Genomic DNA, 20,399 nt, shown 5'->3' with positions numbered 1-20,399 from the left:
TTCGCGGTGCGGGCACCATCGGGCCGTCACCGGGGACTTGCAGTTTGGCCTCTGACAGACCTGGTGCCCAATGTGGCCGATGACTTGTTTGAATCGACTGCTGCTGACCGGCGTGCTGTGCCTGACCGGTTGCGTGCAAGTGGGACCCGACTTCGCGCCCCAGCGTGTCGACTGGTCCAGCCAATGGGACACGCCGGCGCTGCAACAGGCCACCGTGGGAACCTCGCAGCCGGACGCCCGGCAGTGGTGGCGTATCTTTGACGACCCCGTTCTTGAATCCCTGATCGCCCAGGCCGACGCGCACAATCCCGGCGTGCAGGTGGCCGGCCTGCAGATCATGGAGGCGCGCGCCCAGCTTGGCATTGCCCGCAGCGGGCTGTATCCGCAGTCGCAGGTCGTCGGCGCGGACGCGCTTTATCAGCATCGGTCATCGCGCTCCTCGGAAGGCAATCCGCGGCCCAGCAGTTTCTGGCAATACAGCGCCGGGTTCAACATCGGCTGGGAACTGGACTTCTGGGGCCGTTTCAGCCGCGCCATCGAATCCGCGGATGCCGCCTACTTCGCGGCCGAGGCCAACCGCGAAGACGTGCTGGTGCTGCTGCACGCGCAGGTCGCCGAAAGCTATTACGCGCTGCGCACGGCCGAAGCCCGGCTGCGCATCGCCCGCGACAATACGGCCATCCAGAAGCGCAGCTATGAGATCACCGAGCGCCTTTTCAAGAGCGGCGAGACCGACGAACTGGACCTGCAGCAGGCGCGCACGCAATACCTTGGCACGCTCAGCACCATTCCGGAGTTCGAAAGCCAGATCGCGCGCACCCGCAACGCGCTGGCGGTGCTGGTCGGCAAGCCGCCGGGCCCGATGCCGGAGCTGCCCGACCTGGCGCCACGCGAGGCCGTGATTCCGCTGATCGACCGGGCGGTGCTGCAGGACGTGCCGGCCAACCTGCTGCTGCGGCGACCGGACATCCGTGCCGCCGAGCTGCGGATCGCGGCGCAGTCCGCGCAGGTGGGCGTGGCCAAGGCGGATCTTTACCCCTCGTTGACGCTGTTGGGCAGCATCGCCTGGACCGCCACGTCGCTGGCCGGCACGTCCGGCGGCGCAGCCCTGCTTGCCGGCCCCAGCCTGACCTGGAACGTGTTCGACCACGGCCGGATCACCAACACGGTACGCCTGCAGGACGCGCGGCTGCAGCAGCTCATCGTCATCTACCAGGACGCCGTGCGCCAGGCCGCGCGCGAGGCCGACGACGCCGCCACGGGACTGGTCAAGGCGCTGGAACGCGACGGGATCCTTTACGACTCGGCGCTGGCGGCCAAGCGCTCGTTGACGCTGGCCACTGCGCTCTACCGCGAGGGCTATTCCGACTTTCAGCGGGTGCTGGATGCGCAGCGCGCGCTGGCAACGCAGCAGGACACCTATCTGGTGAACCGGGGCAATGCCGTGCGCGACCTGATCGCCCTGTACAAGGCAGTGGGCGGCGGCTGGTACAGCGATCAGCCGGTCATCGATCCGGCCACGCAAGAACAGATGCAGCGGCGCACCAATTGGGGCGACCTGCTGTCCGAGGCCGGGCGGCCCGCGCCGGCGCTTCCCAAGACCACGAGGCGATCCGATGACTAGTCCCAGGCCCGCGCCCCCGACGGCCAGCGCTGCGCCCGCCGCGAGCCCTGGCTCGCCTGCCCGCGATACGCCGGCACGCCCCGCGCCGTCCGAGCCGCCGCCGCCCGCCCCGCCGGCCGCCCCGCCGCCCCCCGCGGATCCCGCCAAAAAGGGGGTCCGCTGGGTCCTCGTGGTCATCGTCATCAGCCTGGTCTGGTATCTGCTGGCGGACCGCTACACGCCGTACACGCAGCAGGCGCGGGTGGAGGCCTTTGTGGTGCCCGTGGCGTCCGAAGTGGCGGGCCGGGTGACGCAGGTACATGTGCGCAACAATCAGGACGTGAAGTCGGGGGCCGTGCTGTTCGACATCGACCCGGAGCATTACCGGATTGCGCTCGACCGCGCCCGGGCGGACCTGGACGCCACACGCCGGCAGATTGGCGCCAGCACCGCCGGCATCGATGCGGCGCAGGCGTCCCTGCGCGCGGCGCAAGCCAATGAAGTCCGCGCGCGCCAGGACAGCACCCGGCTCGAGCGCCTGTACCGCGACGACCAGGGCACGATATCGCTGCGCCGGCTGGAGATTGCGCGGGCCAATCTGGCGCAGGCGGTCAGCCAGGTGGCGGCCGCGCGTGCCGAGGTGCAGCGGGCGCGCGAACAGGAAGGCGGCAGCGAGGAAGACAATGCCAAGCTGCGCAGCGCCGCCGCCGCCGTGGAAAAGGCTGAACTGGACCTGGCCAACACGCAGGTGCGCGCCCCCGCTGCGGGCCTCGTCACCGACCTGCGGACCGACGCCGGCCAATTCGCCGCGGCGGGAAAGCCCGTGATGACGCTGATCGCCATTCACGACGTGTGGATCAACGCGGAAATGACCGAGAACAACCTGGGGCACGTCGACCCCGGCACGCCGGTCGCCATCATCCTGGACGCGCTGCCCGGGCAGGTGTTCGAGGGCCGCGTGCGCAGCGTGGGCTATGGCGTTAACGTCGGCACGCCCACGCAGCCCGGCAGCCTTCCCACAGTGCAGAACAGCCGCGACTGGCTGCGGCCCGCCCAACGCTTCCCGGTCGCCATCGACCTCGATCCCGGACAGCTTCCGTCCCTGCGCGGCATCCGGGTGGGCGGCCAGGCCGAAGTCATGGCGTTTCCCAACCCCGGCAATCCGCTCAACCCCCTGGGCCGCCTGTACCTGCGGCTGATGAGCTGGCTGTCCTATGCTTACTGACACGGCCCCCGCCCCTCGCGACCCCCGCGGCCAGCGCGCCCTGCGCCTGGGCGTGGGGACGGCGCTGTGCCTGGCCATCAGCTTCGGGCTGGACATGCCGATCCCGATGATCGCGCCGGTGCTCGGGGTGTTCCTGCTGGCGCAGATGAACCGGCCGCTTTCGTTGAAAGCCGGCCTGGGCCTGGCCCTGGTGGCGATGTTCACCACGGGCAGTGGGCTGTTGCTGATTCCGCTGCTTCGCTACTACCCGGCCGGCGGGGTGCTGATCGTCGGCCTGTGCCTGTTTCTGGCGTTTCGCCACGGGCTGCGCGGCGGCAATAATCTGGTGTCGACGTTCCTGATCATCGGCCTGACCATGATTTCTGCGGCAGGCACACTGGACTTCGGCCTGGCGGTAACGGTGATCGAGGCCCTGGTCAAAGCGCTGCTGCTGGCCGCCCTGGTGCTGGGCGTCTGCCACGCGCTGTTTCCCGAACCGCCTGGCCTGCCCGCGCCACCGCCCCCGCCTGTTTTGCCGGCCGCCGAGGCAAGCCGCATGGCCCTGCGCGCGGCGCTGGTCGTGCTGCCGGCCTTTCTGCTGGCGATGACCGATCCGCTAGGCTACATGCCCATCATCCTGAAGGCAGTCAGCCTGGGCCGCCAAAGCTGCGTCACGGCGGCGCATGGCGCGGCGCGCGAGATCCTGGGATCGACGCTGCTGGCCGGCGTGCTTGCGGTGGGCTTCTGGATCGCCCTGCGGCCCTTTCCCAGCCTGTGGATGTACTTCCTGTGGATGCTGCTGTTCGGGCTGATGATGGCCAGAAAGCTGTATCGGCTGAGTCCCACGCCGCATGCGCCCACTTTCTGGCTGAACACCCTGATCACGCTCATCATCCTGCTGGGCCAGTCGGTGCAGGACAGCGTGGCGGGCAAGGACGTCTACACCGCCTTCGCCGTGCGCATGGGGCTGTTCATCGCCGTCACCCTGTATGCCTGCCTGATGCTGCAGTTGCTTGAACCCCGGCCGCGTGCGCCCCGCAAGCCGGGCGTATTTTCCTCACGCCGCCGTATTTCCGGAACTTGATTCACATGCCTTGAATTCCCCCGCCTCATATTCCACCCCTTGCAAGGAGACCGCCATGAGTGTCCAAGACCTGCCAACCCAACCCGCGCCGGCAATGGGCTGGCGCTTCAAGTGCGGAATCGGAATTTTCATCCTGGCCTTCGCGCTCTGGTTCCTGATTCCCATCGGCGCCGCGATGGACATCCCCGGATCGCGCATCGCGGCACTGACCGGCGCCATCTTCATCGCCAACAAGGTGCTGCTCATTACCTGCATCGCCGTCATGGGCAAAGAGGGATTCCAGCAACTCAAGGCCATCATCGGCGGTCACGCGAGGAAGCTGGCGCCCGTGCAGAAGGTCGGCCCCGTGCGCCACGCCATCGGCATGGTGATGTTCATCCTGCCGCTGCTCACATCGATGCTGGAACCCTATGTCGACCAGATCTGGCCCGGGTTCCGGCCGCGGCTGTGGCAGGCGCAACTGCTGGGCGACGTCATGCTGGTGGCCAGCTTCTTCGTGTTGGGCGGCGATTTCTGGAACAAGCTGCGCGCACTGTTCGTGCGGTCGGTCTAGTCATCAGCCGTCACGTGCCGCCCTTGTCCAGATCCGGCGCGCGCGGCGCCGCAGTGAGCCGCGCCGCCATGAATTCCAGAAACTCCTTGGCCAGCGGCGGCAAGGTGCGCCCTTGCAGCGTCACGGCCTGGATGCTGCGCTGGCGCATTTCCGGGTTGCTGAACGGCACTGCGGCCAGCGCGGTGCCCTGCGGATCCCCCATCAACGTCAGGTAGCCCGTCAGCGCCACGATCCGGCTGCCCGGCAGCATGGGCAGGAAGGCCGCCGAATTGTTGGACACGTAGGCCGGCTCGATATGCAAGCCGGCATTGGCGCACGCGGTATCGAAAAGCTGCCGCACGGTGGTGCCCTTATCGCCAACCGATACGGGCACTTCGGCCAGGTCACGCAGGCTGATCGCACGGCGCGCGGCAAGCGGATGCTGCCGGCACATCACCGCGTAAACCGGCGCGCGCGTCAGCAGTTCGGTCTTCAGGCGATCGTCCTGCGCCACCGTGTAGTGCAGCGCGATCTGGGACATTCCCTCGAGAATCCGGCGAATCACCTCCTCCGGCCGGTCCACCTGAAGATGAAAACGCGTCTCGGGCCGGACCTGCTTGAAGTCGGCCATGCATAGCGGCAGGAATCGGTGTGCGAATCCCTCGCTACAGGCCAGCCGGATCGTGACGTCGCCTAGCGCGCTGCGCCGCCGGATCTCCTTGGTGACGCGTTCGGCCTCCAGCGCGGCCGCCCGGGCGTATGCCGCGAGTTGAAGCCCGGCCTCGCTGAGCGCCATGCCGCGCGCCTGGCGTTCGAACAGCACGATGCCCAGGCTGTCTTCCAGCTTGGCGATCTGCCGGCTGACGGCGGATGCCGCCACGTGCAGGCTGGCCGCCGCGCCTGCGATCGAACCGCAGCGCGCGACTTCCAGGAAATATCTGAGGCCGAGGGAGATCATGGATGGCTCCTGGATGAGATGCCTTTATGGCAACGCAAAGGTGCGAAATATCTAATTGTGGCACGCGTAGAACCGTAATACTTTTGTTTTTCCGTACTGCCCCGAGAACCGCCATGACCCGCGAACAAGCCATTCTCCACGCGACAGAAGCGTATGACAGCGGCGTCCTTCAGGACACCCTCGCGCGCCGCATCGCGTACACCACCGAAAGCGAAGTCTCCACCCAGGGCCCGGCCCAGCATGCCTACCTGTCGATCGAACTGGTCCCGCGCCTGTCGGCACTGGGCTTTTCCTGTGAAGTGCATCGCAACCCTGCCGGGGTGGACCTGCCGATCCTGGTCGCACGCCGCATCGAAGCGGCCGAGTTGCCGACCGTCCTCATGTACGGTCACGGCGACGTGGTGCGAGGCAACGCCGCCAAATGGGACGCCGGCCGGGACCCCTGGCGCCTGCAGGTCGAGGGCGACCGCTGGTACGGGCGCGGCACGGCCGACAACAAGGGCCAGCACTCCATCAACGTTGAAGCGCTGTCGCGCGTCATCGCCGTCCGCGGCGGCGTGCTGGGGTTCAATACGATCTGGCTCATTGAAACCGGCGAAGAAGCGGGCTCGCCCGGCCTGGCCGCGTTCTGCAAGACGCACCGCAATCTTCTGGCCGCCGACGTCTTCATCGCCAGTGACGGGCCGCGCCTGAACGCCGCGCGGCCCACGCTGTTCATGGGCTCGCGCGGCGCGGTCAATTTCGAACTCAAGGTACGGGCTCGGGAACGCGGCTACCATTCCGGCAACTGGGGCGGACTGCTTTCCAACCCGGCCATCCGGCTGACGCATGCGATCAGTTCGCTGGTGGACGCGAACGGCCGCATCGCCGTGCCTGGGTTGCGCCCCCCGCCCATCCCCGCTGCGGTCGCCTTGGCGCTGGCAGACCTGGAAGTCGGTGGTGGCGACGACGATCCGGACATCAACGACTGGTGGGGCGAACCCGGCTTGACCTCGCCGGAAAAGGTATTCGGCTGGAACAGTCTCGACGTCCTGACATTCGGCGCCGGCGACCCCGCCAAGCCCGTGAATGCCATTCCTCCGGAAGCGTCGGCCTGGTGCCAGTTGCGCTTCGTGGTCGGCACCGACTGGCGTGCCCTGCAGGAACACGTGGTCGAACACCTGCATCAGGGCGGCTTCGACGACGTCGAGGTTCGTGTCGGCATGCAGGCGGGCGCGACGCGCCTGTCGCCCGACACCCCGTGGGTGCGCTGGGCCGCCGCCTCGCTGGAGCGCACCACCGGCAAACGGCCGGCCCTCTTGCCCAACCTGGGCGGCTCCCTGCCCAACGACATTTTTGCCGACCAACTTGGCCTTCCCACCCTGTGGGTGCCTCACTCCTATCCCGCTTGCGCGCAGCACGCGCCCAATGAACACCTGCTGGGCAGCGTCGCCCGGGAAGGCCTGGCCATCATGGCCGGCCTTTTCTGGGACCTCGGCACCCAGGGCGCCGACTTGCTCGAACAAGCCTGCTCCCAATCGTCCACCTACGCCTGATCCGACCGAGCCCCATCATGACCGCCAGACTTCGCACCGCCCTGTTGGCGTTGACACTTGCCGCCGCGAATGCCCACGCCGCGTATCCGGACCAGGCCATCAAGATCGTCGTCCCGTTCACGCCGGGCGGCGCCACCGACGCGGTGGCGCGCCTGCTCGCCACCAAGTTGACGGGCAAGCTGGGGCAGCCCGTCATCGTCGAGAATCGCCCCGGCGCCTCCACGCTTATCGGCGCCGAGGCCGTCGCCCGCGCAGCGCCCGACGGCTACACGCTCATGCTGTCGGGCAGCACCACGTACAGCGTCCTGCCCGCACTCAAACCGTCGCTGCCCTACGATCCCGTGCGCAGCTTCGAGCACATCGGCATCGTCGCCATGGCGCCCGTCGTGCTGCTGGCGAAAAACGCGCTGCCCGCGGCGACGCCACAACAGGCGGCGGAGCTCGCCCGACAGGAAAGCGCCAAAGGCGGACTGATGTACGGCACGTTCGGCTCCGGGTCCGCCCCCCACCTCACCGGCGAGATGTTCGCGCAGGCTGCCGGCGCCAAGATGACGCCAGTGCCGTACAAGGGAAGCGCGCAACTCATGACCGCGCTGATCAGCGGCGAGATCGCGCTGGCCGTCGATACGGTGTCGGCGTCCGCCGCCCACGTGCGCGCCGGCAAGATCCGCGCACTGGCCGTCACCGGCGAGCAACGCATGCCGCAATTGCCGGACGTGCCGACCTTCGCCGAAGCGGGCATGCCGGAGGTGTCGTTCGTCGGCTGGTACGGATTGGTCGCGCCGGCGAACACGCCGACTCCGGTCATGCACACCTTGAACCGGGTAATGGCGGAAATCATGCAGGACACTCAGGTGCGCAAGCGCGTATCGGAACTGTCACTGAATCCGGTCTTCCTGCCAGGTCAGGCTTTCCGCGAGCAGATTGCGATAGAAATCGCAACTTTCAGCGCCATCGCCCAGCGTGCCGGCATAACGCTGGAATGACGGCCGGCGGGACGCCAACCGGGGTCCCGCCCCCATTTCTGCAAATGACTCAGTTCGGATCCATGCGGCTGATCTTCGATCCTTGCAGACCCATCCCCGCCATCAGGCCCTGCTCGCCAAACGGCACCGCGTACACGTCTTGCGTCAAGGTGGTGGTCGAGATGCTGGCGGCGTAGCCCTGATCCACCACGACCAGGCTGGGCCCCGCCCCCAGACTCCACCCGTCGCTCTGATCCAGGTACGCCAGCGCCGGCTCATTCATGAAGAACAGCGCGTACGAAAACTGCTGAGCGCCGGCCTGGAACCCGAAAGACAGTGCAGATATCGAATAGAACCCTTCTACCTGGCCGCGGCGGATCAATGCGCCCGAGCCGCGCTCGCCGCCGACCAGGAAGCCGCCCTTGATGATGTCGGGAAACACCAGCACCGCGACAGCCTGCTTGCCCAGTTCACGCATGCGTGGATCCTGGGAGTAAAGCTGCTCCAGCGCCGCCATCGCGTCGGCGCCGATCTCCGCCGCCGACGCGGCCCGCGCGGACGGTGAGACGCTGACCAGGGCGGAAAAAGTCAAAAGGCTGGCGCAGAGCCAGCCAAGGAACTTCACAGGCAACACGGACGCGCGATTCATACGGCCTCCCCGGTTAAGAAGGACGCGCGCCGATTGCGCGCGTCCGACCTGCCGGCTCAGTATTCGCAGCCGCCCCGCACGTGTCAATGATCCGTTCTTACCCGTGCGGGCGCGTCCTCATACCTTCGGAGGCGTGGTCTCCCGCTCCGGATGGCGGTGTTTGCCCAGCGCCGCGATGAACGCCTGCGGATCTTCCCCGCCCAGCAGCAGACCGCCATCGTTCGGATCGGGATCGATGCCTGCGGCCGCGTAGACCTGCACGCCGTCGCCAATACCCATCAGCGTCTTGCCGTGCCGGTAGGCATCACGCAGGAACTCAAGCGCCCGACCGTCGGCAGCCAGGAGCGCCGCGGCATCCGCGCCGCCCGCCACCACCGCCCCGTCGAACACGCCGGACGGATGGTTGTCCAGCGACGCATCCGCATCGAACGCGCCGCCGTCGGCGGTCTGGACGGGACCAATGCGCTGACCCACCAGCCGCACGACGGCGCCCGCCTGAATCAGCGCGTCGGCCACCGCGGATACGGATTTGCCATCCACGCCTTCAGCCGCCAGGATGGCGACCTTGCGCGTAGCTACGCTGCCGTCGCCCGGCCGCGCGGTCAGGGACAGCGATGGCGACACCTGCACTTCGGGCTTGGGCGGGTTCTTTATGGCGCGCGGCAACGGGTCCGGCAGGGCCATGCCGAGCTGATCGGCCACCCCTTGGGCCAACTCGTCGGACACGTTGCGCAGGGACGCCACCATGCGCTGGCGGATCTGCGGCACGGTCACCTTGCTGAGCTCGAACGCGAAGGCATCGACGATGTGCTTGCGCTCCCAGGCGGTCTGGCTGTCGTAGAACAGCGTGGCCTGGTTGTAGTGCTCGGCAAACTTTTCGGGATGCCCGCGCAATTCGTCGCTCGTCACCGGTTCCGGGAACGACACGAAGCCGTCCATGCCCGCCTGGAACGGGCAGCCGCCGGCCAGCGAATTGGGCTCATAGGCCACCCGGCCGCGATGGATGGCTTGGCGGTGCATGCCGTCGCGCTGGTTGTTGTGCACCGGCGCCAGCGGCGCGTTGATGGGAATCTCGTGGAAGTTCGGGCCGCCCAAACGCGAGATCTGCGTGTCGACGTAGGAATGGATGCGGCCAGCCAGCAGAGGGTCATTCGTGAAGTCCACGCCGGGCACCACGTGCGCGGCGCAGAACGCCACCTGCTCGGTCTCGGCAAAAAAGTTGTCGGGGTTGCGGTCCAGCACCATGCGGCCAATCGGCACGACCGGCACCAGTTCCTCGGGCACGATCTTGGTGGCGTCCAGCACGTCGAAGCTGAAACCTTCGGCCTGATCTTCGGTGAAGACCTGCACACCCAGTTCCCATTCAGGGCCATGGCCCGCGTCGATCGCTTCCCACAGATCGCGCCGGTGATAGTCCGGGTCCGCGCCCGACACCTTGACCGCCTCGTTCCACACCTGCGAATGCGTGCCCAGGATCGGGTTCCAGTGGAATTTCACCAGCCGCGATTCGCCCTGCGCGTTGACGAAGCGGAACGTGTGCACGCCAAAGCCCTGCATCATCCGGTAGCTGCGCGGAATGGCGCGGTCCGACATCGCCCACATCAGCATGTGCGTCGATTCGGGCATGAGCGACACGAAGTCCCAGAAGGTGTCGTGCGCGGAAGCCGCCTGCGGCATGCCATGGTGCGGCTCGGGCTTGACCGCGTGAACCAGGTCCGGGAACTTCATTGCGTCCTGGATGAAGAACACCGGCATGTTGTTGCCGACCAGATCCCAGTTGCCCTCGTCCGTGTAGAACTTCACGGCAAAGCCGCGCACGTCGCGCGCCGTATCCTTGGACCCGCGCTCGCCAGCCACGGTCGAAAATCGCACGAAGACCGGGGTCCGCTTGCCGGCCTCGGCAAACAGCGACGCAGCGGTCAGGTCCGTCAGCGGCTTGTAGCACTCAAAGTAGCCGTGGGCAGCCGAGCCGCGCGCGTGCACGATGCGCTCGGGGATGCGCTCGTGGTCGAAATGCGTGATCTTTTCACGCAGGATGAAGTCCTTCAGCAGCGCCGGCCCGCGCAGCCCTGCTTTCAGCGAGTGCTGGTTGTCGCTGATGCGCACGCCCTGGTTGGTGGTCAGGGCTTGGCCGCCGCCGTCCGCGCGCACGCGGGGCAACGTACCGTCATTCTGGTTTACGCCCGGCGTGGCGGCGTCGCCCGTCTTGTCCGAGACTTCCTTCTCGGACAGCGAGCTTGCGCCCACGGCGGGGTCCACCGTGCCCACGTGTGCGCCAGCGTAGGGACAGCGCGCGGCCTGCTCGCCGTACTCCGCTTCCTTGTTGGCGTTATGGGGGATGGCGCCTGTGGTGGCGCCCACGGCAGCCGCGCGCTGGAGCGCGGGGTGGGTCGGCTTGCCGGCGGGACCGGTGGCCGGACCGCTGTCGGTATTCATGTAGGCGGTGTCGAGCGCGCCGCCCTTTGCTGGCTTCTTGCTTGCCATGATTTTTTTCTCCTTAATGGGTCAGCATCGTTTCGCGCGCCTGCTCGGCACGGGACGCACCAATGGCGGTTTCCACCTTCTTTACCTCTTCGGGCGGCGGCAGCACGGCCGGGAAGCCCAGCGACTCGATCCACAGCTCGCGCGACCAGCCTTGCGTGTGATACAGGTGATGGTCCTCATCGGTAGCCACGGCGTCATAGGCCTGTTTCAGGATCTTGGCTTCTTCGCCCGATTGCTGCTCGGCAATCAGCCCGATCAGCGACCAGTTGGCGTGGTCCTTGGTCTCTGCCAGCACCACGCATTCGGTCGCCACCAGTTGAGCCGCGGCCGGGTCGCCGGCGTTGATGGCCATCTTCATCGCCCGCACCAGCGATTCGCCCAGGTGACGCACCACGTCGCGGCCCGGCGACTTGGCCTGCGGGTCCAGCTTCAGTTGTTCGAACACCGTCAACAACACACGGCGATGGGTGCGGGTTTCTTCCAGATACCCCAGCCATTCTTTCTTCAGGTCTTCATTGATGGCACAGCTGACCGCAGTCTCGTAAATGGCAAGGCCGCCGATCTCGGTTTCCAGCGCCTGGTACAGCAGCTCCTTGATCTGGCGGGCGTTTCCGGCTTTGCGTTTCATGGTTGGGCTCCTTGTCGTAGGTCATCAACGATGCGCACGGCGGGCGATCGCTTCCGATGGAGGCGCGAACACAGCAATTCGCGTTCCCGAGGCTGCGTCCGCCGAACCGGGCAGGCGATTGCCGCCGTGAGAGCAGTGGCGGCCCGGAAGCTGTGCAGAAAATACAAAGCGCTCCAAAGCCGGACGCCGCGCCGATTCCCGTAGAATCGGGGGCATTACCCACAACAGCGCAAGGGCTTCGCGCCACCCGGCAGGCACAGCGACCCGCGCAACAAAGCAGCCGCATGACCATGAACGACCTCTGCGCCATCGCGATGGCCTTGCTGCTGACCTACGCCGGCATGGCTTGCCTGGCGCTTGCCACCCCCCGTCACTATCACCAGGTCTGGACGCGCAATCCGCACGCCGGCCACACGCGCGTCCTGCGCGGCGCCGGGGTCCTGTTGATGGGGCTGGCCATCCTTCCCTGCGTGGGCCTGTGGGGCGACGTGCTGGGGATGGTGGTCTGGCTGGGCTGGCTGTCCGCAGGCGCGCTGCTGTGGTTCGGCCTGCTGTCATGGGCCCCGCGGCCGGCCGCCGGCACGGCGGCGGTCGCGGTGGCGATTTCCCTGCTGGGCGTGAGCATCGGCTTCTGATCCGGCCGGGCCGGCCGCAGGCGCCGGGTGCGACCGATCGCCGCATTGCGCAAATTCACGACGGTTTTCGGCCATTTGATGCGGGTCAACCGGCATCCAGATCCAGCGGTTCCAGCACCATATGTGGTGATAGAGTCTTCGCACTCCACTACATATGGTGCCAACAATGGAAATCCAACACATCCTCAAGCGTGACGGCCGCGTCGTTGCATTCGATAGCGAGAAGATCGCGCAAGCCATGGCGGCGGCGGGCCAAAGCACCGGGGAGTTGGACCTGCAAGGCGCACGCGCGCTGACCGGCACCGTCATCGCAAAGCTGGACGGCAACGTCTGCCCCGGCGTCGAAACCATTCAGAACCGCGTCGAAGACGTGCTGGTCCAGGCAGGCCACTGGCGCACGGCGCGCGCCTACATCGTCCACCGCGAGCAGCACGCCCGCCTGCGTTCGCTTCGCCATACGCTGGTCGACGTCGAAAGCGCCATGGAAGAGTATCTGGAACAGCGCGATTGGCGCGTCAACGCCAACGCCAACCAGGGCTACAGCCTGGGCGGCCTGATCCTGAACGTCGCCGGCAAGGTCACCGCCAACTACTGGCTCTCCAACGTCTTCACGCCGGAAGCCGGCCAGGCCCACCGCGAAGGCGACATCCACATCCACGACCTGGACATGCTCAGCGGCTACTGCGCCGGCTGGTCGCTGCGCCAGTTGCTGACCGAAGGCTTCAACGGCATTCCCGGCAAGGTCGAGTCCACGCCCCCGAAGCACATGTCGGCCGCTATCGGCCAGATCGTCAACTTCCTGGGCACGCTGCAGAACGAATGGGCCGGCGCGCAGGCGTTCAGCTCGTTCGACACCTACATGGCGCCCTTCATCCGCCGCGACGCGATGACCTACGCGGACGTCAAGCAATCCATCCAGGAACTCATCTTCAACCTGAACGTGCCCAGCCGCTGGGGCACACAAACGCCCTTCACCAACCTCACGTTCGACTGGACCTGCCCGGCAGACCTGAAGGACCAGATCCCTTACGTGGGCGGCGAGGAAATGCCGTTTTCCTACGGCGACCTGCAGGCCGAGATGGACATGATCAACCGCGCGTACATCGAGGTCATGATGGCCGGCGACGCGAAGGGCCGCGTGTTCACGTTCCCCATCCCCACGTACAACATCACGCCCGATTTCGACTGGGACCATCCCAATACCGAGCGCCTCTTTGAAATGACGGCGCGCTACGGATTGCCGTACTTCCAGAATTTCCTGAACTCCGACCTGGAGCCGCACATGGTGCGCTCCATGTGCTGCCGCCTGCAGCTCGACCTGCGCGAACTCCTCAAGCGCGGCAACGGCCTCTTCGGTTCGGCCGAGCAGACCGGGTCGGTCGGCGTGGTGACCGTGAACTGCGCCCGGCTGGGCCATACCTGCCGCGGCGACGAAGCCCGGCTGTTGGAGCGGCTGGACTACCTGCTGGCGCTGGGCCGCGACGTGCTGGAAACGAAGCGCAAGGTCGTGCAGCGCTACATCGACCAGGGCCTCTACCCCTACACCCGCCGTTACCTGGGCACGCTGCGCAACCACTTCAGCACGCTGGGCGTGAACGGCATCAACGAGATGATCCGCAACTTCACGGACGATGCCGAAGACGTGACCACGCCCGCCGGCCACGCCTTTGCGGTGCGCCTCCTGGACCGCGTGCGCCAGCGCATGACCGAATTCCAGGAAGAAACCGGCCACCTCTACAACCTTGAAGCCACGCCGGCCGAGGGCACCACGTACCGCTTCGCCCGCGAAGACCGCAAGCGCTACCCCGGCATCCTGCAAGCGGGTACGGACGCCCAGCCCTACTACACGAACTCCAGCCAGTTGCCGGTGGGCTACACGGACGATCCCTTCCACGCGCTGCAACTGCAGGAAACGCTGCAAAGCAAGTACACGGGCGGCACCGTGCTGCACCTGTACATGAACGAGGCCGTGTCCACCGCCGAGGCCTGCAAGCAACTCGTGCGCCGCGCGCTCACCAACTTCCGCCTGCCTTACATCACGGTCACGCCAACGTTCTCCATCTGCCCGAATCACGGCTACCTGGCCGGGCACCACGAGTTCTGCCCCAAGTGCGACGCCGAACTGCTGGCCAAGCAATCGTCTTGCTGCACCCCGGCCTAGCGTTGCCGGGATCCGGGGCGGTGCGCAACCTTCCGGCGCGCGCCGTCCTTTACCCGCCGGGCAAGCGTCCGGCATCACTTTCCGAGGAAAACCTATGCAAACCTTGACCGCTCCCGTCGCCGCGTCCGCTCCCGCTGTCCAACTGGACGACAGCCAGCGCGTGCGCTGCGAAGTCTGGACCCGGGTGATGGGCTACCACCGCCCGGTTTCTTCCTTCAACACCGGCAAACAGGGCGAATTCAATGAGCGCCGCTTCTTCGTCGAACGCAGTGCCTGAAGGCGGATCGCCCCAGGGCAACTCGCAGGCCGGCGGCGCCGGCCGGCCCGCCGCCCAGGCCATTCGCCTGCTGGCGGATCGGCCGGCCTATGCCGCACCGCCGCAGCCGGTTATCCAGCCCCTGCCCCGGCACTCGCCCGCCGTGGGCGGGCTGGTGCCTTTTTCCACCGTCGACTGGCCCGGCCAACTGGCCGCGGTCGTCTTCATTTCGGGCTGCCCGTGGCGCTGTCACTATTGCCACAACGTCGAACTCCAGACGCGCGCCGCCCGCTATGACTGGCGCGAGGTCCGCGCCTTCCTCGAAACCCGCAAGGGCCTCCTGGACGCCGTTGTGTTCTCAGGCGGAGAGCCGCTGAGCGAGCCGCGCCTGCCCGCCATGATCCGCGACGTCAAACGCATGGGCTACCGCGTGGGCCTGCACACCGCGGGCATCTACCCGCTACGGCTGGCCGACGTGCTGCGTCATCTGGACTGGGTGGGCATGGACATCAAGGCGGACGCCAAGGGTTACGACGACATCACGGGCCGGCGCGATTCCCAGCGACCGGCGCTGGCGTGCCTGACGCAGTTGCTGTCCGCCGGACTGGATTTCGAATGCCGCATCACGTGGCATCCCGACTGGCTGGACGAATCGCGGCTGATGGCGCTGGCGCGGGAACTGGCCCGCCGCGGCGTGCGCCAATTTGCGGTGCAGGCCGCGCGCGCCGCGCCCGGCGCACCCGTCGCGCGAGCGCTCAGCAACCAGGCGCAGGGCGAGCTGCGGCAGGCCTTTCAGGAATTCTCCTATCGCTGATCCAGATGCGCAGCCAGGGTGGCGTGGAAGCGCGGCGACACCACGGCGCCCACATTGCAGCGGGACCACGGCGACACCGCCGTGGGATCCACGCTGAACACGCGACCCGGCGCCATGATGACCTTCTCGGGCATCAGCGCCGCGGCCAGCGTCAGCGAATCCGCCACGCCGGGAAACGCAGCCCACAGATACAACGAACTGGTCGGCCGCGTGAACACCTGCGCGCCCAGCGAATCCAGCACCTGCAACGCCTGGCCGGTCGCAGCTTCCAGCCGCTGCCGCAGACGCACCAGATGCCGCTCGTAATGGCCCTCGCGCAGCATCACGTCCACCATGCGCTCGCAATATTCAGAACTGCTGACGTGCACCAGCGCCTTCAGATCGGCCAGGTCGCTTGCCAGCGCGGCGTTGCACGCGATGAAACCCACGCGCAACGCCGCCGAGAAAGACTTCGAGAAGCTGCCGATGTAGATGGTGCGCTCAAGCTGATCCAGCGCCGATAGCCTGACCGACGACGTGGGCTTGAAGTCCGCCAGGGGGTCGTTTTCGACCACCATCAGGTTGTAGCGCTCTGACAGTTGCAGGATCTTGTAGGCCTTGGCGGGCGACATGTCCGAGCCGGTGGGATTGTGCGCGATCGACTGCGTAAAGAAGAGGCGCGGCTTTTCGCGCTGCAGCAACGATTCCAGTGCAACGACGTCCGGCCCGTCAGGCAGGCGCGGCACGCCCAGCATTCGCACGCCGGCCAGCTTCAGCTTGCCAAAGAGCGGGTAGTAGCCGGGATTGTCCACCAGCACCGTCGACCCCGGCGGCAGGAAGTAGCGGATCACCAGATCCATTGCCTCGTTGGCGCCATGCGTCAGCACCAGTTGCGACGGCGTGGTGTTGATGCCCACGTCGCCCAGCTTGCGGACCAGGCTTTCGCGCAGCGGCGCATAGCCAAATCGGCTGCCGTAGCGGAACAGCGCGCCCAGCCCCGTGCGCACCACCTTCTGGTGATACCGATCCATGCGCATGTCCGCCAGCCACTCCACCGGCGGAAAGCCGTCGCCCACGGCGACCGCATCCGGTTGGGTCTTGAGCTGTTCGCGCATCAGCCACACGATGTCCATCGCCCGGCTCAATTGCCCCGGCTCTTCGTCCGCGGCCGGGCGCGCGTGATCGACGTCCAGCACGTAAAAGCCCGAGCCACGCCGGGGTTCGACCAGCCCGCGCGCCACCAGCATTTCAAACGCCACCACGACTGTGTTCTTGGCGTAGCGGTGCAGTTGCGCCAGCTCGCGCAAGGACGGCAGCTTGTCGCCCGCGCGGTAGACGCCGTCGGCGATCTGCTGGCCGATCAGGTTGGCCAGGCTCTCGGCGATGGGCGCCGCGCGCTGCGGCCTGCCCGGCGAATTGGCGTCATCCACGTTGCGATCCCCGTCTTGTCGTTGCCAAAATTGGTGCAGTGCGATGGTACTGTTTGCCCAAACTGTACCTCTGAATAGCGGTACAGTTTACCTAGAATCAGGCCACTCGATTCTTATACGGAGACACGCCATCGTGGCCGATTCACGCCTGCCCAACTTCCGGGCCCTCACCCCCGCCCAACGCCTGGCCTTCATTGCCGACGCCGCCTCGCTTACCGATGAAGAGCGCCAAATGCTGGCCGAGCCCGGCGCGCTGAACCTGGCCCGCGCCGACGGCATGATCGAAAACGTCCTGGGGACGTTCGAGCTGCCGCTGGGCGTGGCGGGCAACTTCCAGGTCAATGGCCGCGACGTGCTCGTGCCGATGGCCGTGGAAGAGCCGTCCGTGGTGGCGGCCGCCTCGTTCATGGCCAAACTGGCGCGAGAAGGCGGCGGCTTCGAGACGTCCAGCACCCGCCCGCTGATGCGCGCACAGGTGCAGGTCCTGGGCCTGACCGACCCGCATGGCGCGCGCCTTGCTCTGCTGCGCGAACGCGAACGCATCCTGACGCTGGCCAACAGCCGCGACAAGGTGCTGATCGAACTGGGCGGCGGCTGCCAGGACATCGAGGTCCACGTGTTCCCGGACACGCCGCGCGGCCCGATGATCGTGATGCACCTGATCGTCGACGTGCGCGACGCCATGGGCGCCAACACCGTCAACACCATGGCCGAGGCCGTGGCCCCGCTGGTCGAGGAAATTGTCGGCGGCTCGGTCCGCCTGCGTATCCTGTCCAACCTGGCCGACCTGCGGCTGGCCCGCGCCCGCGTGCGCCTGACGCCGCAGACGCTGGACACCAGGGAGCGCAGCGGCGCCGAGATCATCGAAGGCGTGCTGGACGCGTACACGTTCGCCGCCATCGACCCGTACCGCGCCGCGACGCACAACAAGGGCATCATGAACGGCATTGACCCGGTCATCGTCGCCACCGGCAACGATTGGCGCGCGGTCGAGGCCGGCGCGCACGCCTACGCCGCCCGGTCGGGCCGCTACACGTCGCTGACCCACTGGGAAAAGGACACGTCGGGCGCACTGGTCGGCAGCATCGAGATGCCCATGCCTGTGGGCCTGGTCGGCGGCGCCACCAAGACCCATCCGCTGGCGCGGCTTGCGCTCAAGATCATGGACGTGCGCTCGGCGCAGGAGTTGGGCGAAGTCGCCGTGGCCGTCGGCCTGGCGCAGAATCTGGGCGCGCTGCGGGCGCTGGCCACCGAAGGCATCCAGCGCGGCCACATGGCGCTGCACGCCCGCAACATCGCGCTGGTGGCCGGCGCCACGGGCGCGGAAATCGACGAGGTCGCCAAGCGCATGGCCGCGGAAAAAGACGTCCGCACCGACCGCGCGCTGGCCTTGCTGGAGGAGCTGCGCGCGTCCCGATAACCCGCACGGCGAGTACCCGAGGCGGCGCCGGTCACCCCGCGCGCCGTCCGATAAACACAGGAGAGAGACATGAAACAAAGCCCTCAGGCGCCGTCCACGCGCCTGGCTGAAGTCTGGAGCGACACCGTGGATCTCAGGCATCTGGCCTGGGCCATCGGCATTGGGATCTCGGTCAGCGTGGCCGGCTTCTTTGCCGCCAGCCGCTGGCTGCGCGGCGTGGTGGCGTCACCCGAGCTCGCGCACGCATACGCGATGCTGGCCGGGCTGGCCGGCTGCGTGCTGGCTGGCGTGATCTGCGCCCGACTGTTCCCGCCCAAACGCGAGGTCGTCGAGCACAGCGCCACGCACGATCCTGCCTGGCGCGCCGAAGTGCTGGCCGAGCTGGCCGAACAGCCCGGCGGCCTGGGCACGCTGGCGGACCTGCCCGAGGCCGTGGTGCGCGAGCTGAAGGAACTGGACCTGTACGACCTGTTCGCGCAGCCCGCGGCGCCCGCCATCTCTGCCGCTGCCGCCGATGTTGCCGACCCCCGGCGCGGCGCCGCCAAGGAGGCCTTGGCATGAGCCCCGAACTGCTTGAACAAATCATGGTGGCCGCGGGCATGGGCCTGCTGGGCGCGGTCGTGTTTGCGGCCATCGGCCTGGTGTCCGGCACCGATGAAACCACGACGCTCGCGCCGCTGACGCTGCTGGTCGTGCTGCTGGGCGTGCCGCCCGCCGGCGTCTTCACGTTCTTTCTGGCGGGCGCGGTGGCCAAGCACATGACGCACGCCGTGCCGACCGCGCTGCTGGGCATCCCGGGCGACACCCTGGCCACGCCGCTGCTGCAGGACGCGAACATGCTGCGCAAGCTGGGCGTGCCGCACATTGCGCTGCGCAAGATGGTGTCCGGCGCCATCGTCGCCGCCTTTGTCGCGGTGCCGCTGGCGGTGCTGTTCGCCGTGCTGCTGGCGCCGTTCGGCGCCGCCATCACCAAGTCCGCCCCATGGATCTTCCTGGCCGCCGCATTGCTGATCGCGTATTTTTCCGCGGGACGCTGGGCGGCGGTGGCGCTGCTGGTGCCGTTCGTCATGGTGATCATTGCGCTGCAAAGCCTGACGGCCAAGTACGGCGTCAAGCTCAGCATCAGCTACTTCCTGGGCATCGCCATCGGACCGCTGATCGCCGACCTGTTCACCGTGCTGTCGCCGCAAGGCCGCGGCAAGATGATGCGCGACAAGGTGCGCACGTTCTCGCTGGCGCCTGACGTAAAAGGCTGGTCGGGCTACTTTCCGAACCCGCTGAAAGTCATGGACCGGGTGCAGACGCGCTGGACGCTTGCCACCGCAGCCGTGTCCAGCGCCACCTTCGTGTTCAGCCCGGTCGCCATGACCGTCGTGCTGGGCGAGCTGGTGGGCTCGCGCGTCAAGCACGCCTATCACCGGCTGACGACGGTGCTGAGCGCGCGCAACGGCGTGACCGAGGCCACCTACATCGCCGAGGCCCTGATTCCGCTGATCGCCTTCGGCCTGCCCCTGAGCCCCGTGGCGGCGGGACCGGCCGCGCCGCTCTTTAACGCGCCGCCGCGGTTCACGGTGGATTCGGCAACCGGCCAGACGCACAACCTGCACAACCTGCTGAACCATTGGGAATTCCTGGGTTACGGCATGCTGGCGGTGCTGCTGGCGGCAGTGGTGTCCTATCCCTTCGCCATGAACTTCGCGCGCCGCGCCGCGCTGTTCGTGTCGCGCCGCGTCAGCCACGAGGCCATCATCGCCACGTTTGTCGGCCTGATCATCGTGATCAGCGTCTGGGAAGGCCAATTCCTGGGCCTGCTCGTCATCCTGACCATGGGCCTCATCGGCGGCCTGCTGTCGCGCCTGTTCGGCTTCAATACCGGCGTGCAGTTCATGGGCTACTACACCGCCGTGCTGTCCGGGCCGGCGATCATCAAGCTGCTGGGATAAAAACGTGACGGATGGGCGGGATCTGTCTGGCCCCCGCCCATTGCCGCACCAATTGATCCTTCGCAAGGCGGCGCTCCCCACGTTGCTCTAGCCTCTGCTCTCTTGACCAGAGGAAAGAC

At 67.1% G+C, this 20,399-nt stretch carries 18 protein-coding genes; 13 read left to right on the top strand and 5 right to left on the bottom strand.

The genetic code is table 11. The annotated features are described in order from the left end of the window. The first annotated feature begins 70 nt into the window (after positions 1 to 70). Genes AC6CIE_RS04540 through AC6CIE_RS04525 form a run of 4 tightly spaced genes read left to right on the top strand, consistent with a single transcriptional unit; the run spans position 71 to position 4,444 of the window. Positions 71 to 1,624: an efflux transporter outer membrane subunit gene (locus AC6CIE_RS04540; protein ID WP_498091353.1), complete on the top strand. Its 1,554-nt coding sequence runs from the start codon at positions 71 to 73 to the stop codon at positions 1,622 to 1,624. Further along, positions 1,617 to 2,828, top strand: coding sequence for an HlyD family secretion protein (locus AC6CIE_RS04535; protein ID WP_483068554.1), 1,212 nt, complete (start codon positions 1,617 to 1,619; stop codon positions 2,826 to 2,828). The genes AC6CIE_RS04540 and AC6CIE_RS04535 overlap by 8 nt, the downstream gene beginning before the upstream one ends. Next, positions 2,818 to 3,891 carry a DUF2955 domain-containing protein gene (locus AC6CIE_RS04530; RefSeq protein ID WP_239212676.1) on the top strand — a complete coding sequence of 358 codons (1,074 nt, stop codon included), beginning with the start codon at positions 2,818 to 2,820 and terminating at the stop codon, positions 3,889 to 3,891. Before AC6CIE_RS04535 ends, AC6CIE_RS04530 begins: the two co-directional genes overlap by 11 nt. A 55-nt stretch (positions 3,892 to 3,946) precedes the next feature. After that, positions 3,947 to 4,444, top strand: coding sequence for a transporter suffix domain-containing protein (locus AC6CIE_RS04525; protein WP_498091351.1), 498 nt, complete (start codon positions 3,947 to 3,949; stop codon positions 4,442 to 4,444). Positions 4,445 to 4,454: 10 nt separating this feature from the next. Here AC6CIE_RS04525 and AC6CIE_RS04520 read toward each other — a convergent pair whose 3' ends face one another. Continuing rightward, the gene (locus AC6CIE_RS04520; protein ID WP_498091349.1) at positions 4,455 to 5,381 is read right to left on the bottom strand and encodes a LysR family transcriptional regulator; all 927 of its coding nucleotides are present in this window, start codon (positions 5,379 to 5,381) and stop codon (positions 4,455 to 4,457) included. Positions 5,382 to 5,494: 113 nt separating this feature from the next. Here AC6CIE_RS04520 and AC6CIE_RS04515 point away from each other — a divergent pair, with 113 nt between their 5' ends. Then, on the top strand, positions 5,495 to 6,916 hold the full coding sequence (locus AC6CIE_RS04515; RefSeq protein WP_498091348.1) for a M20 family metallopeptidase: 1,422 nt from the start codon (positions 5,495 to 5,497) through the stop codon (positions 6,914 to 6,916). A gap of 17 nt (positions 6,917 to 6,933) precedes the next feature. After that, a complete protein-coding gene (locus AC6CIE_RS04510; protein WP_498091347.1) occupies positions 6,934 to 7,902 on the top strand; it encodes a Bug family tripartite tricarboxylate transporter substrate binding protein in 969 nt (322 codons plus the stop codon). A 49-nt stretch (positions 7,903 to 7,951) separates the two neighbouring features. Here the strand turns inward: AC6CIE_RS04510 and AC6CIE_RS04505 are convergent, their stop codons facing one another. From AC6CIE_RS04505 to AC6CIE_RS04495, 3 genes are all read right to left on the bottom strand, one after another. Next, positions 7,952 to 8,530, bottom strand: coding sequence for a lipid-binding SYLF domain-containing protein (locus AC6CIE_RS04505; RefSeq protein ID WP_175121282.1), 579 nt, complete (start codon positions 8,528 to 8,530; stop codon positions 7,952 to 7,954). Between the two features lie 117 nt (positions 8,531 to 8,647). After that, on the bottom strand, positions 8,648 to 11,014 hold the full coding sequence (locus AC6CIE_RS04500) for a catalase (RefSeq protein WP_279971126.1): 2,367 nt from the start codon (positions 11,012 to 11,014) through the stop codon (positions 8,648 to 8,650). Between the two features lie 13 nt (positions 11,015 to 11,027). Next, positions 11,028 to 11,642, bottom strand: a complete 615-nt coding sequence (locus AC6CIE_RS04495; RefSeq protein WP_175136306.1) for a hypothetical protein — start codon at positions 11,640 to 11,642, stop codon at positions 11,028 to 11,030. A 284-nt stretch (positions 11,643 to 11,926) separates the two neighbouring features. Here AC6CIE_RS04495 and AC6CIE_RS04490 point away from each other — a divergent pair, with 284 nt between their 5' ends. The 4 genes from AC6CIE_RS04490 (at position 11,927) to AC6CIE_RS04475 (ending at position 15,508) form a co-directional block, all read left to right on the top strand. Further along, the gene (locus tag AC6CIE_RS04490; RefSeq protein ID WP_175121279.1) at positions 11,927 to 12,277 is read left to right on the top strand and encodes a DUF3325 domain-containing protein; all 351 of its coding nucleotides are present in this window, start codon (positions 11,927 to 11,929) and stop codon (positions 12,275 to 12,277) included. 166 nt (positions 12,278 to 12,443) lie between these two features. Then, positions 12,444 to 14,438 carry a ribonucleoside triphosphate reductase gene (locus tag AC6CIE_RS04485; protein WP_498091346.1) on the top strand — a complete coding sequence of 665 codons (1,995 nt, stop codon included), beginning with the start codon at positions 12,444 to 12,446 and terminating at the stop codon, positions 14,436 to 14,438. Between the two features lie 94 nt (positions 14,439 to 14,532). Continuing rightward, positions 14,533 to 14,715: an anaerobic ribonucleoside-triphosphate reductase gene (gene nrdD, locus AC6CIE_RS04480; protein ID WP_175121277.1), complete on the top strand. Its 183-nt coding sequence runs from the start codon at positions 14,533 to 14,535 to the stop codon at positions 14,713 to 14,715. After that, positions 14,681 to 15,508: an anaerobic ribonucleoside-triphosphate reductase activating protein gene (locus AC6CIE_RS04475; RefSeq protein ID WP_175121276.1), complete on the top strand. Its 828-nt coding sequence runs from the start codon at positions 14,681 to 14,683 to the stop codon at positions 15,506 to 15,508. Before nrdD ends, AC6CIE_RS04475 begins: the two co-directional genes overlap by 35 nt. On the opposite strand, the gene AC6CIE_RS04470 is transcribed toward AC6CIE_RS04475, so the two are convergent. After that, positions 15,499 to 16,917: an aminotransferase-like domain-containing protein gene (locus tag AC6CIE_RS04470; protein ID WP_498091345.1), complete on the bottom strand. Its 1,419-nt coding sequence runs from the start codon at positions 16,915 to 16,917 to the stop codon at positions 15,499 to 15,501. The two genes, AC6CIE_RS04475 and AC6CIE_RS04470, sit on opposite strands and share 10 nt — an antisense overlap. A gap of 130 nt (positions 16,918 to 17,047) precedes the next feature. On the opposite strand from AC6CIE_RS04470, the gene AC6CIE_RS04465 reads away from it, so the two are divergent. The 3 genes from AC6CIE_RS04465 to AC6CIE_RS04455 all read left to right on the top strand — a co-directional run bounded on the left by AC6CIE_RS04465 (position 17,048) and on the right by AC6CIE_RS04455 (position 20,280). Beyond that, complete coding sequence (locus AC6CIE_RS04465; protein WP_218344306.1) at positions 17,048 to 18,337, top strand: hydroxymethylglutaryl-CoA reductase, degradative; 1,290 nt, start codon at positions 17,048 to 17,050, stop codon at positions 18,335 to 18,337. Between the two features lie 69 nt (positions 18,338 to 18,406). Next, the gene (locus AC6CIE_RS04460) at positions 18,407 to 18,898 is read left to right on the top strand and encodes a hypothetical protein (RefSeq protein WP_498091343.1); all 492 of its coding nucleotides are present in this window, start codon (positions 18,407 to 18,409) and stop codon (positions 18,896 to 18,898) included. Then, positions 18,895 to 20,280 (top strand): tripartite tricarboxylate transporter permease, encoded by a 1,386-nt coding sequence (locus AC6CIE_RS04455; protein ID WP_498091341.1) that lies wholly within the window; start codon positions 18,895 to 18,897, stop codon positions 20,278 to 20,280. The genes AC6CIE_RS04460 and AC6CIE_RS04455 overlap by 4 nt, the downstream gene beginning before the upstream one ends. The last annotated feature ends 119 nt before the right edge of the window (positions 20,281 to 20,399 follow it).

The sequence above is a fragment of the Achromobacter sp. GQ309 genome (assembly GCF_059759315.1).
The sequence above is the reverse complement of the archived record's forward strand: the minus strand, read 5'-3'. Positions and strand labels throughout refer to the sequence as shown.

Excerpts from the sequence above, each read along its gene's own strand:
- AC6CIE_RS04540 (WP_498091353.1), top strand. The coding sequence starts at position 71 with ATGTGGCCGATGACTTGTTTGAATCGACTGCTGCTGACCGGCGTGCTG.
- AC6CIE_RS04535 (WP_483068554.1), top strand. The coding sequence starts at position 1,617 with ATGACTAGTCCCAGGCCCGCGCCCCCGACGGCCAGCGCTGCGCCCGCC.
- AC6CIE_RS04530 (WP_239212676.1), top strand. The coding sequence starts at position 2,818 with ATGCTTACTGACACGGCCCCCGCCCCTCGCGACCCCCGCGGCCAGCGC.
- AC6CIE_RS04525 (WP_498091351.1), top strand. The coding sequence starts at position 3,947 with ATGAGTGTCCAAGACCTGCCAACCCAACCCGCGCCGGCAATGGGCTGG.
- AC6CIE_RS04520 (WP_498091349.1), bottom strand. The coding sequence starts at position 5,381 with ATGATCTCCCTCGGCCTCAGATATTTCCTGGAAGTCGCGCGCTGCGGT.
- AC6CIE_RS04515 (WP_498091348.1), top strand. The coding sequence starts at position 5,495 with ATGACCCGCGAACAAGCCATTCTCCACGCGACAGAAGCGTATGACAGC.
- AC6CIE_RS04510 (WP_498091347.1), top strand. The coding sequence starts at position 6,934 with ATGACCGCCAGACTTCGCACCGCCCTGTTGGCGTTGACACTTGCCGCC.
- AC6CIE_RS04505 (WP_175121282.1), bottom strand. The coding sequence starts at position 8,530 with ATGAATCGCGCGTCCGTGTTGCCTGTGAAGTTCCTTGGCTGGCTCTGC.
- AC6CIE_RS04500 (WP_279971126.1), bottom strand. The coding sequence starts at position 11,014 with ATGGCAAGCAAGAAGCCAGCAAAGGGCGGCGCGCTCGACACCGCCTAC.
- AC6CIE_RS04495 (WP_175136306.1), bottom strand. The coding sequence starts at position 11,642 with ATGAAACGCAAAGCCGGAAACGCCCGCCAGATCAAGGAGCTGCTGTAC.
- AC6CIE_RS04490 (WP_175121279.1), top strand. The coding sequence starts at position 11,927 with ATGACCATGAACGACCTCTGCGCCATCGCGATGGCCTTGCTGCTGACC.
- AC6CIE_RS04485 (WP_498091346.1), top strand. The coding sequence starts at position 12,444 with ATGGAAATCCAACACATCCTCAAGCGTGACGGCCGCGTCGTTGCATTC.
- nrdD (WP_175121277.1), top strand. The coding sequence starts at position 14,533 with ATGCAAACCTTGACCGCTCCCGTCGCCGCGTCCGCTCCCGCTGTCCAA.
- AC6CIE_RS04475 (WP_175121276.1), top strand. The coding sequence starts at position 14,681 with ATGAGCGCCGCTTCTTCGTCGAACGCAGTGCCTGAAGGCGGATCGCCC.
- AC6CIE_RS04460 (WP_498091343.1), top strand. The coding sequence starts at position 18,407 with ATGAAACAAAGCCCTCAGGCGCCGTCCACGCGCCTGGCTGAAGTCTGG.
- AC6CIE_RS04455 (WP_498091341.1), top strand. The coding sequence starts at position 18,895 with ATGAGCCCCGAACTGCTTGAACAAATCATGGTGGCCGCGGGCATGGGC.